The organism is Pseudomonas sp. MF4836 (assembly GCF_002018875.1).
Classification (GTDB): Bacteria; Pseudomonadota; Gammaproteobacteria; order Pseudomonadales; family Pseudomonadaceae; genus Aquipseudomonas.
In genome coordinates this window covers 263,222-278,620 of the sequence record NZ_MVOL01000002.1, presented here as the reverse complement: position 1 = coordinate 278,620, position 15,399 = coordinate 263,222, and the positions used below count along the sequence as shown (strand labels likewise).

Genomic DNA, 15,399 nt, shown 5'->3' with positions numbered 1-15,399 from the left:
TCCTTGGCACATCATTCAAAGAAAAAATTCAAGGCGAAAGTAGATCGGCGCCTCGCTTTCGCTGAGCGCCGTGGGGCGCTTGAGCGAGTGGGCAAACGTCAGGCTGGCGCCCATGTGCTGACCCCGGCCAAAGAGCTCCAGGGCATTGCTCGACACCCGACCGTTTTGCCCGGCACTGTGGGCGTCGTGGCGAACAACGCCCTGGTCGTAGGCCACACCGAGCCCGTATTGCTGAACCCACGGTCGCAGCCAGGTGCTATCGACCTGGCGGGTCCAGCGCAGGTCGTTGCGCCAGTAGCCGCCACTGTCGCCCGAGAGAAATTGCTCTTTGTAGCCACGCACCGCCGACTGCCCGGTGAGGCTGATGCGCTGGCTGTTGTAGAGCAGGTCTTCACTGCGCTGACCGGTGGCCAGGCTGCTGAACGCCCAGTCCTCACCCCACAACTTGAACGGCTGCAGGTAACTCAAGGTCGCCGTGTATTTGCGGTAGCGGGCGGTTGGCGTGGTGCTTGCGGCGTGCTTGTCGGACATCGCATCCAGGGCGCCGAGGCCTTGCTGCATGCCCAATTCCAGGTTGCCGAAGGCGCTGCCCAACACCCGACCATGGCTAAAGCCGAACTGGGCTTCGGTGATGCGCTGGGTGCCGTTGCGCAGCGGGCTGTCTTCGATATAGCTGACCGTTCGCAGATGACTGAGGCCGGCGCTCAAAGCCGTCTTGCCTTGGGCGTCACGGTGAATCACGCGCTCGACGAGTCCTTGATGGGTCTGGCTTTCACCGCTGTACTTGAAATCGAAACCGGCACCTTGGCCACGGGTACGGTATTCACTGTCGCTGTAGCTGTAGCTGAAGTTCCACCAGCCCCAGGGCAGGTTGTAATTGAGAGAGTTGCTGGCGGAACGGCGCTGGTGATCGCTGACGGCATCCTCGCTGCGTCGCAGGTTCAACTGGTCCGCGAGCCCGAGCGGGCTGTCCCAGCCCAACCCAAGGTTCCACTGTTGTTCACCGGTGCTTTTCTGGCCGTTGTTATGCCGGGCCAACGCGGCACGCCAAGGCTGTTGCGGCTGGTTGCTCAGCAGCACCTGGCTGCCACCCACCGCCTCGCCAGGCATCAGCTCCATGGTGGCGCGGTTGGAAGGCAGCCGGTTGAGTTGGTCGAGCAATTGTTCGACCTGCCGCAGATTCAGGAGCTGGCCTTCGTGCCCGGGAAAGGCCATGGCTATTTCCCGTTGGGACAGCTGGCTGCCCGGGGCCAGGTTCACCTGTTCCAGGCGGCCTTCCACCACCTGCACCCGCAAAATGCCGCTGCCCAGATGCTGCGGCGGCAGGTAGGCACGACTGGTCACAAAGCCCTGTTGGAGGTAGTGATCGGTGATGACCTGAAGCAACTGGTTGAGCTGCGCCATGCCCAGGCACTGGCCGTTATAGGGCGCCAGCAAGCGCGCCTGCTGGGCGGCGGACAACTGCTCGGCGCCCTGCAAATCGACCTGGCGAATGGCAAAACAACGAGGGTCGCCAACGACCTCGGGCGCATCGGGTGTTGGCGTTTTACCCGGCAGCTCCCTGAGTTCTTCAAGGCGCCGTTGCTGCTCTTCCAGCAAGCGGTTCTGGCGGTCGCGGATCAGCTCCTGATCGCCCGGATTGGTCGCGGCCAAGGCCGCATCCGGTCCAGCAGAAAACCAGAGCAGGCACACAAACGCGACGCGCAAGCGGTTCGCGAGGGAGGGTCCGTACATGTTCAATCCTTTGATAAGGCACTGCAGTCCATGCAGAAAGCGCGGCGATGTTAAATGGCCATCATTCTGGCGTCAATTAACCGTTGCATGGCTCCCGACCGGCGGCGCATGCACGCGTTCTTTGAGGCGTGAGGATGCTAGGCCCATGCTCCGCACGTGCACATAAGACCATTCTTAATTTATCGCAGACTTCTGAAAGTCTGCTTAGGGAACGCAAAAGCCCACCGCTCCACCCCCTATTGCGTGCTCTGTCGAGCCCCTGAAGGGCTCGCAGACAACTACCGGGGAGCGGAGCGGTGGGCTTCTAGCCACAGCGTGCGCCTAAGCTGATCGACTCAAACCGCAGGCTGCGCCGCCTGCCAATGCTGCAGCTCCTGCTCGATAAAATGTGTGACCAGGTCGCTGTACATTTTCTCGATGGCGTCCGGGCTCAGGCCCTCGGCCTGGGCCCATTCGCGGCGGGTGGCAAGCATCGCCTTGAAGCGTTCCGGAGCGCGCACCGAGGTGGCCGAAGTCTTGAACTTCGAGGCCGCCAGCACGTACTGAAAGCGCTGGCCCAGTAGCTGGATGACACTCTGATCCAGGCGGTCGATTTCCCGGCGGATATCGTCCATGCCCTGGCATTCCTGGGGTTGCAGCGTGTTTGTCGCGTCCATGTGTGCAGTCCTTTGGTGAGTGATTATTTCGACGTTTCGCCGGCCTTGGCCAAGGCTTGCCGGTACTCGTCTTCGCTGGTTTCAGTCAGGCCCAGGTCGCGCTCGTAGCGATAGAACGTTCGTTTGTCCCGGGCAAATTTGCCGTCGAGAAACTCCAGGGTCGGCAGGTCGATACGCTTGGCGCTCTGCGGGCGGCGGCCGCAGAAGAGTTTGCGGGTCCCCAGTTGCAGAAACTCCGGGTGCGGCACCGACACTTCGTCCATGGTGAATTCCACATCCAGCGGTTTGCCGGCCCACGACATCAGTTCGGGGCTGAAGGCATAGCTGCCCAAAAAGCGCGTGGTCGCCGGGTTGAGGTGTTTTTTTATTTCGCCGTAGCAGTACACCGCCGACGCGTCCCTGGCCCAGCCGTGGCTGAAGGTTTCGAAGGTGGCGAGATCGGCTTTGCGCAGCAGTTCCGGCAGGTGGTAGTGATTCCAGTACTTGAACACAGCCTTGCCATCGGTGATGTACGCCTCATCCAGGAACCGGAAACACTCTACAGGCTGGGCCGAAAAACGCTCGGCGGTCATGTTGGCCTTCGAATAGAAGTCAACGCGGTACAGGCCATTGACATCGCCGCACAGGATTTCGTTGAACAATCTGAAGCTGGCCGCGTCCAGGCCTTCGATCTTATTCCCCTGGAAGTAGACACTGCGCCCCAGGCTGAAGCCCTGGCCGATATCCCGCAGGTTGGCCGGGTCCTCCTCTGCTTCAGGCTGTTCACGTTGCGCCTGCATGCGGTGCCACCAGTAATCCTGTCGCTCGGGGTGCGCGGCAAAGTACGGCGCCCACTGTTCGAACATCGCGTTATTAAGCACTCCGCCAGAGTTCAGCGGGCCATGCCGGTCGCCCACCAGCACCGGTGCGTATTCGTCCTCGCCGCGGTACAGCTTGGCCACCACCAGGCTATCCACCTCCAGCTCCAGCGGCTGCTTGCCCAGATAGGCCCGCTGCTGATCGCAGTAATGGTTGAAGCCCAGGGAGCGAAAACTCGGGCCGTGAGCGCCGCGCAATCGGGTGCCGGCAGCGTAGACATGTTGCTCGTCCACGGCAAAATAGCGGTCGTCGCTTTCCGTGCTCGCCACCAGTCGCCCGCTGGCGTCGAACTGCGGGTACTGCTCCTTCACCAGGCGGAACTCGCCGACGTTGCGGATGGTTCTGCCGGTGATGTAATAGGCGCGCCGGGCGTCCTTGGCGTAGCGCTCGTTGAGCACGGTGAAGCTTTCGAGGTCGACGTCATCGATGCTGTAGAAGTATTCGTAGCTCGCACTCGAACCCTGCTGCGCCTGGACGATGATCGACTGGCCATCGCTGAACCAGCGGCCATTGACCCGATGAAAACCCTCCGGATTGGCAATCGGCAACAGGCTGCCGTCCTTCTGATGCAAGGGCTTGAAACCACAGCAGACCTGGCCATTGACCAACCGATAGCCCGCGCTGTTGGTCGCTCGTACCTGATCGCCAGCACTGGCTACACGACTGCCACTGAGGAAGAGGTTGACCCCATCGCTGTACAGCGGCGACGCCACGGCGCCTTCAGGCAGGTCCTGCTCCAGCAGGGCAAACTCGGCATGCCGCACGCCCTGCACCGCATGCGCGGTGTAGTCGTGAAAGTAGTAGAGGGTCAGACGGTCGCGCCAATAGCGATTACCCAGGCTGTGCAGCGGCTCGCGGAACTGGAACGGCAAGGCCTGCAACACCTGAAAGCCGCGGCGTCCGTCGTATGCCGGCAACCGGTAGAAAACCCAGCGGGCATCGGCCAGCAGATGGGGCTGGCGGCGATGGCGCCAAACCGGCTGCCCGGGGATCAGCGGCGTCGGCCAACACTGTTGGGCGATGGCTTCTTCGACCACCGTTTTGGGCGCCTTGCCCTGGGGGCTGATCAGGGTGTAGGTGTCACGAACCTGGGCATCACCCAGCAGCTCACCCTCCAGAAATGCAAAGCCCTGATGCCACTCAAGCTCCAATGGTTCCCAATCGGCAAGATCCCTTTCCAGCAATTCCATGTGCGGCGTTCCGAGGTGATAGAGGCGCCGATTATCGTGATCGGCCGGGGGCGAGTAAAGTTGCCCGAGGCAGGGCGGCCCGGTTATTAATGGGCGCACTAAAAAGAGCCGAACGCTGCCACTCGCCCTTTCGACGGCCCGCAGCGGACCCAGCCCCAACCAGGAACACCTGCCATGACCGTGCAGTCCCCCTTGCCCGAGCCCATCGCCCGGCAGACCGCCAGCCCCGGTGGCGAAGCCTTCCATGAACGGGCCGCAGACGGCGTGCGCCTCGGTGGCTTTACCTGGCGCCATGCGCGCCACGAGCCGCAGCGCCCGGTGGTGATCATCAACGCCGCGACCTCGGTGCGTTGTCGACATTACTTTCGCTTCGCCGATTACCTGTTCGCCCACGGCCTGGATGTGATCGTCTATGACTACCGGGGCATCGGCGAGTCGCGCCCGGCCTCGTTGCGCGGGTTCAAGGCGTCGTGGTCGGATTGGGGCGCGCTGGATTTCGAGGCCATGCTGCAACGTGCACAGCGCGAGTTCCCCGGGCAGCCGATCGATGTGGTCGGCCACAGCTTCGGCGGCTGCGCGGTGGGGCTGGCGGCGTCGAGCGCGCTGATCCGGCGCGTGGTGACGGTTGGCGCGCAGTTCGCCTACTGGCGCGACTACGCCGCTGCAACCCGCTGGCGCATGCTGCTCAAATGGCACCTGGCGATGCCGCTGCTCACCGCCGTCTGCGGTTACTTCCCCGGCAAGCGCCTGGGTTGGCTGGAAGACACCCCCTCCGGCGTGGTGCGCGACTGGGCCACCCCCAGCGCTCGCTACCAGGGTCGGCCCAGCGGGCGGGCGCTGCTGGAGACGACGGGAGGGCTGCCCTTTGCGCGGGTCACGGCGCAGAGCCTGGCCATCAGCATCAGCGATGACCCCTACGGCACGGTGCCGGCCATCGAGCGCCTGCTGGCGTATTTCGAGGCCGGCGATTGTCACCATCGGCGTCTCACACCCAAAGACATCGGCGAACAGCAGGTCGGGCATTTCGCGTTTTTTCGCAGCCACTACCAGGCCCGGTTGTGGCCGCTGGCCCTGGCCTGGTTGCAGCACGCCGAGCTGCCCGCCGACGCGCCGGGACGCTGGCTCGATTGACCCGGGCCCGGGGACAAGGGTGCCGGCCCGCTGATTTACTGGCATCCTGTGTCGCCTGATTGTCGGCTCCAGCCGCCGCTCCCCCCTTTTGTCACCAGGTAAGAAGCCCATGGCATCTGCAAACAAACAACACAAACGTGCCACCCGGGCCAAAGCCAAGGCCAAGCAGAACCGCAGCCAGCGCGCCGGCGCCAGCAGCGCGGTGGAACTGGACCCCAACGATGACCGCCTGGACTTCGAGTCGGTGGACCTGACCGAACTGTTCAAGAAAATGCGCGACGCCGAGCAGACCAGCCAACTGGCCCTGTGCAGCGCCTTTTTGCAGGACCCGCTGCTGGAACTGGTGTTCGAGCAGGAAGGCGAAGACGGCGCCACCGATTTCATCCTCGCGGCGCTGATCGAGTACCGCCAGTGGTCCACTGAAGCCGATGAGGCCGCCGCCCTGGCCTGGATCGAGTCACCGGCCTTCCAGGCCGACTACGTAGCCGCCTCCCAGGCCCTGCTGGACGCCGCCCAGTAGCCTGTCTGAGGCCTAAAAAAAACGGGCGCTTCCATGACTGGAGGCGCCCGTTTTTTTGGTCTGGCTAAAAGCCCGTGGCTTATGCCGCTTCCAGCTTCGGGATTTCCATACCGATGTTGGCGCTGGCGTAGCTCAGGTCGCCGCTGGCGATGGACTGGGCCTTGAAGCCGGAGCCGATCAGGTCTTTGAGGTACAGCTTGTTGTAGATGAACATGAACACCAGGTTGCTCAGGCCGAACGTGAACATGGCCAGCAGGAACATGATGGCTGCCCATTTCCAGTCGGCGCGGAACAGTGCCGGGATGAAGCCGAAGAAGAACACGGTCCAGGAGAAACCAACTGGCGCTTCCTTGATGGCTCCGGTGTTCGGGTTTTTGAAGATGATTTTAGTGAACGCCATGCGCGTCTCCTTGCCGCCCTTTTTTAGGGGACCAATGGCCGGGCGATCACCATTGAACCCTGAATGCTCATTCTTCGAGCCGGGACTGCCGGGCATGCCGAAGGCAGGCGCTGACACTCAGGAGCCATGGCAAGTACGCAGGGATCAAGGGAGAGAGGCAGAAGACGGATTCAGGTCCCCGACAAGCATTCAATCCCTTGCAATACAGCGCTATTCCATAGCTCCTCTCACGCTGGCACGCAAGAGCTCTTATCGAAGAGCGCGCAGGCTACTATTTCGCCAGCGGGCTGTCCATGAAACACCATGCAACAAGTCACCTATCCGATAAAAAAGACCACCATCAATGCTGACAGCAGCCCTTTTGCCGCTCAAACAGCCAAATTTTCAGCGTCCCCGGCCGAGGCCTTCAGCGTTGCCTGGCGATACTGCTCGGCACTGATTTCACTGAGCGCCGCGTAGCCGTCGTACTCGAAAAAACGCTGCTTGTCCCGGGCATAGCGGTCCGCGAGAAACTCCAGACTGGCCAGGTCGATGCGTTTGGCACTCACCGGGCGCCGGCCACAAAACAGCTTGCGCGTGCCCAACTGCAAGAAATCCGGATGGGGAACCTTCACTTCTTCCGGGCTGAATTCCACCTCCAGCGCCTTGCCTGCGGAAAACATCTGCGTCGCGGTGAAGGCGTAACTGCCCATGAAGCGCGTGTGGGCCGGGTCGAGGTTCCTTTTTCTTTCGCTGTAGTAGTACACCGCGCCCTTATCCCTGGCCCAGCCATGCCCGCAGGACTCGAAGCTGGCCTGATCCGCTTTAGCCAGCGGCTCAGGCACCTGATAAAAGATCCGGTGGCAAAAAACCCTCTGCCCATCTGTCAGATAGGGCCCACCCAGGTCACGGTAATGATCGGCGGAGGCTGAAGAAAATCGCTCCGGCACCTTGGTTTCGGCACGATGAAAGGGGATCAGGTACAAGCCGTTAGCGTCACCGCACAGGTGTGTGCCCAGCAATTTGAAACTGGCGGCATCCAGACCATTGATGGCGCGACCCTGAAAGTGCACCTGGTGCCCCAGCTCAAACCCCAAGCCGATGGAACGCAGGGCTTGGGTGGTTGACGCGGATGGCGCCTGCAGGCGGTGCCACCAGTAGCCCTGCAACTGCGGATGAGCCTCGAAGAACGCGGACCACGCTTGCAGCATGGCGTCATCGATCAGCCCATCCGAACCGAGCGGGCCGTGCTTGTCCCCCACCAGCACGGGCGAATAGTTGCACTCGCCGCGATCCGGCTGGGTCACCACAAAGCTATCTACATCCACATCCAGCGGTTTGCTGCGCCTGTAGGCACGATGCCGGTCAGCGTAGTAGTCGAATCCCAGGTGGCGAAAGCTCGGACCATCGGCACCCCGCAGACGGGAGCCATTGCAGTAGACGAACTGGTCATCCACGGCAATGTACGGGTCCGCCTTTTCACTCTGGCTCAAGACTCGACCACCGGCGTCGAACACCGACTCAACGCGGTTCAGCAGGCGAAAGTCGCCGACATAACGCAGGGTTTTTCCGGTCAGGTAGTAGGCCCGCCGTGCGTCCTTGGCATAGCGCTCGTTGAGCACGCTGAACGTCGCCAGGTCGACATTATCGATGCGGTAGAAATACTCGTAGGCAACGCTAGAGCCCTGCTGCGCCTGGACGATCACCGAGTGCCCGTCCGTGCCCCAGCGCCAGGCCAGCATCTGAAAGCCGTGCGGATTGGCAATCGGCAACGGCGAACCGTCCTTCTGGTGCAGCACAGCGCCGCCCCGGCAGACCTGGCCGCCGATCACTTGATAAGCCGGATGGTTGGTGCCGCGGACCTGCTGCTCAGCGCTGGCGATCGCCCGGGCGCCGAGGAAGACCTTGAGCCCGTCACTGAACAGCACCGCGCCCGAAGGCCAGTTCTCTGGCACCGGATGCAGAAGCGCCAGGCGCTCATGCTGCGCGCCTTCGATCACCGCGAGCCCGTAGTCGTGACAGAAGTAGGCGCGGTCGTGATCGCGCCAATGGTCATGGCCCAGGCTCTGCAAGCCACGGCCCACCCGCACCGGCAAGGCTTGCAAAGGGTGATAGCCGTAACGCTCGACGTAGCGGGGCAAGGCATAGTAGTCCGCCCGGGCATCACGTAGCAGATGCCGGTGGATACGGTGCCGCCAGAGGGGTTCACCCGCCACCAGGGGTGAAACCGGGAATTGCTCGGCCGCCGCCTGACGCGCCTGCTCAGCCGCTGTCTGCCCCTCATGGAGCATGAGGTAGACATCCCGGGCCCTCTCCTCCACCAGCAGCGCCCCCTCCACGAAGGCAAACCCTTGATGCCATTCAAGGTCGAGCATTTCCCATTCGGCAGAATCCATATCCAGTTGCTTCATCGCCCTATCCCAAGCTGACCGAGCGAGGGATTATCAACAGGCCTCCTGCGTGGGTAAAGCGACTGTCTGCCAAACCACCGGCTAGAACGCGCAAGGCTGCGCTCGGAGATGAAAAAGGCCGCGGTCATTTCTGAGCGCGGCCTTTTCAGCGGGTAGTGGGCTCAGCCGTCAGCTCAGCACCGGCGGAGCAGCGCGCTCGATCCGACGGCGCCGCGCTACCAGCAGGCCCGCGGCAATCACCAGCAGGCTCAGCAGGCCGGTGGCGAGGATCTCCACACGATGCTCTTCCTGGAACAGCATGATCGCCAGGACGCCGATGATGAACACGATCACCGCGTAGGTCAGGCCCGGGAACAGCCACATGCGGAAGGCGATTTTCTCGCCCGCGGCCATGCGTTTCTGGCGCATGCGCAGTTGCGACACGGCAATCACCAGGTACACCAGCAGGGCGATGGCGCCGGAGCTGGCCAGCAGGAAATCGAACACCGCCGCCGGCGCCACGTAGTTGGCAAATACCGCGAGGAACGCTGCTGCCGTCGACAGCAATACGGCCCAGTACGGGGTGCCGCTTTTATTGGTGCGCTTGGCCACGGCCGGTGCATCGCCACGCTTGCCCAGGGAGAAGAGCATGCGCGAGGCGGTGTAGAGCGCCGAGTTCAGGCAGCTGGTCACGGCGACCAGGACCACCAGGTCGACGATCAGCTTGGCGTTGGGGATGCCCATGCGGTCGAGCACGGTCTGGTAGGAACCCACCTTGGCCAGGGCCGGATCGTTCCACGGCACCAGGGCCACGACGATAAAGATCGACACCAGGTAGAACAGGCCGATCCGCCAGATCACCGAGTTGGTGGCCTTGGAGATCTGCTGCCCCGGGTTCTTCGACTCGGCGGCCGCGATGGTGACGATCTCGGTGCCCATGAAGGAGAACATGGTGGTCAGCATCGCCGCCAACACTGCGCCCATGCCGTTGGGCAGGAAGCCCTGAGTGTCAAACAGGTGGGACACGCCACTGACTTGGCTGCCCGGCAACCAGCCGAAGATCGCCAGCAGGCCCAGGATCACGAAGCCGATGATGGCCACGACCTTGATCAGGGCGAACCAGAACTCGAACTCGCCATAGTTCTTCACGCTGAACAGGTTGGTCGCGGTCAGCAACAGGGTGATGACCAGGGTAAAGACCCAGATCGCGATGTCGGGGAACCAGGCATGGAGGATGGTCGCGGCGGCGTTGGCTTCCAGCGGAATCACCAACACCCAGAACCACCAGTACAACCAGCCGATGGTGAAACCGGCCCAGTGCCCGATGGCGCGGTCGGCGTAGGTCGAAAAGGAACCGGTATCCGGTGAGGCCACGGCCATCTCGGCCAGCATGCGCATGACCAGCACCACCAGGGTACCGGCGGCGGCATAGGCCAGGAGCACGGCGGGGCCGGCTTCGGCGATGGCATGGCCGGAGCCGACAAACAGCCCGGCGCCGATGACGCCGGCAATCGACAGCATGGTGACATGCCGCGGTTTGAGCCCCTGTTCGAGGTCATTGGAGAGTTGCGTACCGCTCATTTAAAGCACCTTTGCAACGAAAATAGATTCACTGCGCCCGGTCTGCATTCCTTCTCGTAAAAAGAATCCAACAGGGCGTTGTTTATTTCTTACGCAAGAATTGCGCCAAAATGTTACAGGATCCCCAACGGCGCGGGCTGCAAGCCCGACCGGCGGGTCATCGCAAGTCATTGAGTTTGATAGCAATTAGCCACAGCGTTACCGAGAGACCCACTTTGTAGGACGAAACGGCGCACCAGAAACACACCCCAAAACGGCGTTGCGCTCAATTAAGGTGCGGATCCATGACCTTTGGCCCCTTGACGCTTCCAACACCCGGCCAAAGCTGGCACCATCGCGCCTTTTTTTACGCGACGCCCACCACGAACCGGGTTCAAACAGGCGTTCGGTTGTTGATGGCGCGACAGTCTGCTGTGCTGATGCGACAACCTGCCGCACACCTTCTGTTTACCCCCCGTGGCGCTGTTGGCTGTGATTGAAACCCTATGCTAGCTTGGCGCCTCGCCAGGAAGGCGGCCAACAGCAGGAGCGCAATGAACCCAATGAGGACCGCACATGGCTGAGGCCACGCCCGCGCTTGAAATCCGCAACTTGCACAAACGCTACGGCTCGCTGGAGGTGCTCAAGGGCGTCTCGCTGACCGCACGCGACGGCGACGTGATCTCGATCCTGGGCTCCTCCGGTTCTGGCAAGTCCACCTTCCTGCGCTGCATCAACCTGCTGGAAAACCCGCACCAGGGCCAGATCCTGGTCGCCGGTGAAGAACTCAAGCTCAAGCCCGCCAAAAATGGCGAACTGGTTGCCGCCGACGGCAAGCAGATCAACCGCCTGCGCAGCGAAATCGGTTTCGTGTTCCAGAACTTCAACCTCTGGCCGCACATGAGCGTGCTCGACAACATTATCGAGGCTCCGCGCCGGGTCCTCGGCCAGAGCAAGGCCGAAGCCATCGAAGTGGCCGAGGCGCTGCTGGCCAAGGTCGGCATCGGCGACAAGCGCCACGCCTACCCGTCCCAGCTCTCCGGTGGCCAGCAGCAACGCGCGGCCATTGCCCGCACCCTGGCCATGGCGCCCAAGGTCATTCTGTTCGATGAACCGACCTCGGCCCTGGACCCGGAAATGGTCCAGGAAGTGCTGGCCGTGATCCGCGCCCTGGCCGAAGAAGGCCGTACCATGCTGCTGGTGACCCATGAGATGGGCTTTGCCCGCCAGGTTTCCAGTGAAGTGGTATTCCTGCACCAGGGTCTGGTAGAAGAGCAAGGATCGCCACAGCAGGTCTTCGATAACCCGCTTTCGGCGCGCTGCAAACAATTCATGTCCAGCAACCGCTAACGGAGCTACACGCATGCAGAGCTATAAAAAAATCCTCCTGGCCGCTGCCGTCACCCTGGCCTTCAGCGCCACGGCTGCCGCCGAGACCCTGAAAATGGGGATCGAAGCCGCCTACCCGCCGTTCAACAATAAAGATGCGAGCGGCCAGGTCGTCGGCTTCGACAAAGACATCGGCGATGCCCTGTGCGCCAAGATGAAAGTCGAATGCACCGTGGTCACCTCCGACTGGGACGGCATCATTCCGGCCTTGAACGCCAAGAAGTTCGACTTTCTGATCTCCTCGCTGTCGATCACCGACGAGCGCAAGCAGGCGGTGGATTTCACCGACCCGTACTACTCGAACAAACTGCAGTTCATCGCCCCTAAAGCCAAAACCGAGTTCAAGACCGACAAGGCCTCGCTCAAGGGCAAGATCATCGGCGCACAACGGGCGACCCTGGCCGGCACCTGGCTGGAAGACAACCTGGGCGACGACATCACCATCAAGCTCTATGACACCCAGGAAAACGCCTACCTGGACCTGACCTCCGGCCGCCTGGACGCGATCCTGGCCGACAAGTACGTCAACTACGAGTGGCTCAAGAGCGATGCCGGCAAGCCTTACGAGTTCAAGGGCGACCCGGTTGAAGAAAGCGACAAGATCGGGATTGCCGTGCGCAAGAAAGATCCACTGCGCGAGAAGCTGAACGCCGCCCTGAAGGAAATCGTGGCCGACGGCACGTACAAGAAGATCAACGACAAGTACTTCCCGTTCAGCATCTATTGATACTGACTTGCCTGACCGGCGCTCGCCCCCTGGGCGCCGGTCCTTAGCAAAGCCATCCAGAACCCATGAATATCGATCTCTACGGATTCGGCCCGGCGCTCGCCGCCGGCGCGCTGATGACCGTCAAGCTGGCCCTCTCGGCGTTGTGCCTGGGGCTGGTACTCGGTCTGCTCGGCGCCTTGGCCAAGACTTCCCCGTACAAGCCGCTGCGCTGGCTTGGCGAAACCTATTCGACCATCGTGCGCGGCGTCCCGGAACTGCTGTGGGTGCTGCTGATGTACTACGGCACGGTGAATATGATGAGCGCGCTGGGTGAGTATTTCGGCAACCCCGATCTGGCCCTCAGCCCGTTTCTCGCCGGGGTCATCGCCCTCGGCCTGTGCTTTGGTGCCTATGCCACGGAAGTGTTCCGCGGCGCGATCCTGGCCATCCCCAAGGGTCACCGCGAGGCGGGCACCGCCCTGGGCCTTTCAAAGTTTCGGATTTTCACCCGGCTGATCCTGCCGCAGATGTGGCGCATCGCCCTGCCGGGCCTGGGCAACCTGTTCATGATCCTGATGAAGGACACCGCGCTGGTGTCGGTGATCGGCCTTGAAGAAATCATGCGCCACGCGCAGAACGCCGTGACCTTCGCCAAGCACCCGTTCACCTTCTTCATGGTCGCGGCCTTCATGTACCTGGGCCTGACCGTGCTGGCCATGACCGGCATGCACTTCCTGGAAAAACGCGCCGCCCGCGGCTTTGTGAGGACGACGTAATGGAATGGGAAGTCATCTACAAATGGCTGCCGAAGTTCATCCAGGGCGCGACGCTGACCCTGGAGCTGGTGGGCATCGCCGTGATTCTCGGCCTGCTGCTGGCCATCCCCCTGGGCATCGCCCGCTCGTCCAAGCTGTGGTACGTGCGCGCCCTGCCTTATGCCTACATCTTTTTCTTTCGCGGCACGCCGCTGCTGGTGCAGCTGTTTCTGGTGTATTACGGCCTGGCGCAGTTCGATGCGGTGCGCGAGAGCTTCATGTGGCCGTACCTGCGTGACCCGTTCTGGTGTGCCACCGCCACCATGACCCTGCACACCGCGGCCTATATTGCCGAGATCCTGCGCGGCGCGATCCAGGCCATTCCGCCCGGCGAGATCGAAGCCGCGCGGGCCCTGGGCATGTCCAAGCCCAAGGCGCTGTTCTATATCATCCTGCCCCGTGCCGCACGCATCGGCCTGCCGGCCTACAGCAACGAAGTGATCCTGATGCTCAAGGCCAGTTCCCTGGCCAGTACCGTGACCCTGTTGGAACTGACCGGTATGGCGCGCACCATCATTGCCCGCAACTACCTGACGGTGGATATGTTCTTCACCGCCGGGGTGTTCTACCTGTTGATGTCGTTCATGCTGGTCCAGGCATTCCGCCAACTGGAACGCTGGCTGCGGGTCGACGCCTGCCAGGGTCGCTGAAGCGCCACCCGCTCTGCTGATCGCTATCGGCAGAGCGGGCGCATACCCCGCCCCACTTCGCCGAGCCGCCCATGCCCACCGCCCTGCACGGCCCCGAACTGCAGCCCCGCTTCCAGGCCCTGGAGCGTTTTCTGCTGGCGCACCAGGCGCTGTGGCGTCCCCGTCCGTTCACGCACCTGCACCTGCCTTGGGAAGCCCGGTATCCCGAGCTGGCGCACTGGCTGCGCGGGCGCTCCCTGGACGACGCCGAGGCCAGCCATACCCACCTGCAGACCCTGGATGCGCCGGCGCCCTTCCCGGCCCTGGCTGGCGAGGCCCTGGCCCTGAGTGACCTGGGCGAGCTGCCCGAACACCCGGTGCCGCCGGCCCGGCAACGCCTGAACGTGGACGTGCCCGGACGCAAATGGCAGCAACTGGAAGCCTTTGCCAGCCGCCTGCAGTTTTCTGCAACGCCCAGCCACTGGCTGGACTGGTGCGCGGGCAAGGGCCACCTGGGCCGGCGCCTGCTGCAACCGGGGCAACAGCTGACCTGCCTGGAGTACGACCCGGCGCTGATCGCCAGCGGCCAGCAACTGAGCCAGCACCATCAGCTGAGCGCCACCCATGTGCAGCAGGATGTATTGGCCGCCGACGCGACCTCGCGCCTCAAACCCGAACACACCCCGGTGGCGCTGCATGCCTGCGGCGATCTGCATGTACGCCTGATGCAACTGGCCAGCAGCGCCGGTTGCCGGCAACTGGCGATTGCCCCGTGCTGCTACAACCGTATCCAGACCCCACACTACGTGCCGCTGTCGACCAGCGCCCAGGGGTCGGCATTGCGCCTGTCCCTCGACGACCTGGCCCTGCCCATGAGTGAAACCGTGACCGCCGGCGCCCGGGTCCGGCGCCAGCGTGATACCTCCATGGCCCGGCGCCTGGGGTTCGACCTGCTGCAACGCCGCCTGCGCGCCAGCGACAAGTACCTGCCCACCCCGTCGCTGCCCAGCAGTTGGCTGGACAAACCCTTCGCCGAGTATTGCCGCGACCTGGCGGCGCTCAAGGGTTTGGCCATCACCGGCAACCCGGACTGGCCGGCCCTGGAAGCCGCCGGCTGGCAGCGCCTGGCCCAGGTGCGCAACCTGGAATTGCTCCGAGGTTTGTTTCGGCGGCCACTGGAACTGTGGCTGGTGCTGGATCGCGGACTGTTTCTGCAGGAACAGGGCTACCAGGTACGCCTGGGCCTGTTCTGCCAGGCGCCGCTGACGCCCCGCAATATGATGCTGCTTGCCGAGCGCGCCTGAACCGCCACAGCCTGTGGATAACTCTGTTGATGGAATATCCACGACGCCTGTAAAACCATGGCCCAGGGGCCATCCTCAGCGCTGGTCATTTTTTGTTCATACAATAAAATATCGGAAAAACAGCCAGTTGCGAGC

General features: G+C 62.6%; 13 protein-coding genes. 7 read left to right on the top strand and 6 right to left on the bottom strand.

The features are described from left to right. Positions 1–15 precede the first annotated feature (15 nt). The 3 genes from MF4836_RS04665 to MF4836_RS04655 form a co-directional block, all read right to left on the bottom strand. Positions 16–1,734, bottom strand: coding sequence for a ShlB/FhaC/HecB family hemolysin secretion/activation protein (locus MF4836_RS04665; protein WP_078469365.1), 1,719 nt, complete (start codon positions 1,732–1,734; stop codon positions 16–18). Positions 1,735–2,069: 335 nt separating this feature from the next. Then, on the bottom strand, positions 2,070–2,390 hold the full coding sequence (locus tag MF4836_RS04660) for an isochorismate lyase (protein ID WP_078469364.1): 321 nt from the start codon (positions 2,388–2,390) through the stop codon (positions 2,070–2,072). 23 nt (positions 2,391–2,413) lie between these two features. Continuing rightward, the gene (locus tag MF4836_RS04655; RefSeq protein ID WP_078469363.1) at positions 2,414–4,438 is read right to left on the bottom strand and encodes a DKNYY domain-containing protein; all 2,025 of its coding nucleotides are present in this window, start codon (positions 4,436–4,438) and stop codon (positions 2,414–2,416) included. A 174-nt stretch (positions 4,439–4,612) separates the two neighbouring features. On the opposite strand from MF4836_RS04655, the gene MF4836_RS04650 reads away from it, so the two are divergent. Continuing rightward, positions 4,613–5,569 carry an alpha/beta hydrolase family protein gene (locus MF4836_RS04650; protein ID WP_078469362.1) on the top strand — a complete coding sequence of 319 codons (957 nt, stop codon included), beginning with the start codon at positions 4,613–4,615 and terminating at the stop codon, positions 5,567–5,569. A 109-nt stretch (positions 5,570–5,678) separates the two neighbouring features. Next, a complete protein-coding gene (locus MF4836_RS04645; RefSeq protein WP_078469361.1) occupies positions 5,679–6,089 on the top strand; it encodes a hypothetical protein in 411 nt (136 codons plus the stop codon). Positions 6,090–6,168: 79 nt separating this feature from the next. On the opposite strand, the gene MF4836_RS04640 is transcribed toward MF4836_RS04645, so the two are convergent. The 3 genes from MF4836_RS04640 to gabP all read right to left on the bottom strand — a co-directional run bounded on the left by MF4836_RS04640 (position 6,169) and on the right by gabP (position 10,439). Then, positions 6,169–6,489, bottom strand: a complete 321-nt coding sequence (locus MF4836_RS04640; protein WP_020299573.1) for a hypothetical protein — start codon at positions 6,487–6,489, stop codon at positions 6,169–6,171. A gap of 368 nt (positions 6,490–6,857) precedes the next feature. Beyond that, complete coding sequence (locus MF4836_RS04635) at positions 6,858–8,879, bottom strand: DKNYY domain-containing protein (protein ID WP_078469360.1); 2,022 nt, start codon at positions 8,877–8,879, stop codon at positions 6,858–6,860. A gap of 168 nt (positions 8,880–9,047) precedes the next feature. Then, a complete protein-coding gene (gene gabP / locus MF4836_RS04630; protein ID WP_078469359.1) occupies positions 9,048–10,439 on the bottom strand; it encodes a GABA permease in 1,392 nt (463 codons plus the stop codon). Positions 10,440–10,994: 555 nt separating this feature from the next. Between gabP and MF4836_RS04625 the strand changes: the two genes are divergently transcribed. The 5 genes from MF4836_RS04625 (at position 10,995) to MF4836_RS04605 (ending at position 15,264) form a co-directional block, all read left to right on the top strand. Beyond that, on the top strand, positions 10,995–11,768 hold the full coding sequence (locus MF4836_RS04625) for an ABC transporter ATP-binding protein (protein ID WP_020299575.1): 774 nt from the start codon (positions 10,995–10,997) through the stop codon (positions 11,766–11,768). A gap of 13 nt (positions 11,769–11,781) precedes the next feature. Beyond that, entirely contained in the window at positions 11,782–12,534 is a 753-nt protein-coding gene (locus tag MF4836_RS04620) for an ABC transporter substrate-binding protein (RefSeq protein ID WP_020299576.1), read from the top strand. 65 nt (positions 12,535–12,599) lie between these two features. After that, on the top strand, positions 12,600–13,292 hold the full coding sequence (locus tag MF4836_RS04615) for an ABC transporter permease (protein ID WP_078469358.1): 693 nt from the start codon (positions 12,600–12,602) through the stop codon (positions 13,290–13,292). Next, on the top strand, positions 13,292–13,981 hold the full coding sequence (locus MF4836_RS04610; RefSeq protein ID WP_078469357.1) for an ABC transporter permease: 690 nt from the start codon (positions 13,292–13,294) through the stop codon (positions 13,979–13,981). Before MF4836_RS04615 ends, MF4836_RS04610 begins: the two co-directional genes overlap by 1 nt. A 71-nt stretch (positions 13,982–14,052) precedes the next feature. Continuing rightward, positions 14,053–15,264 (top strand): methyltransferase, encoded by a 1,212-nt coding sequence (locus tag MF4836_RS04605; RefSeq protein WP_078469356.1) that lies wholly within the window; start codon positions 14,053–14,055, stop codon positions 15,262–15,264. Positions 15,265–15,399 lie beyond the last annotated feature (135 nt).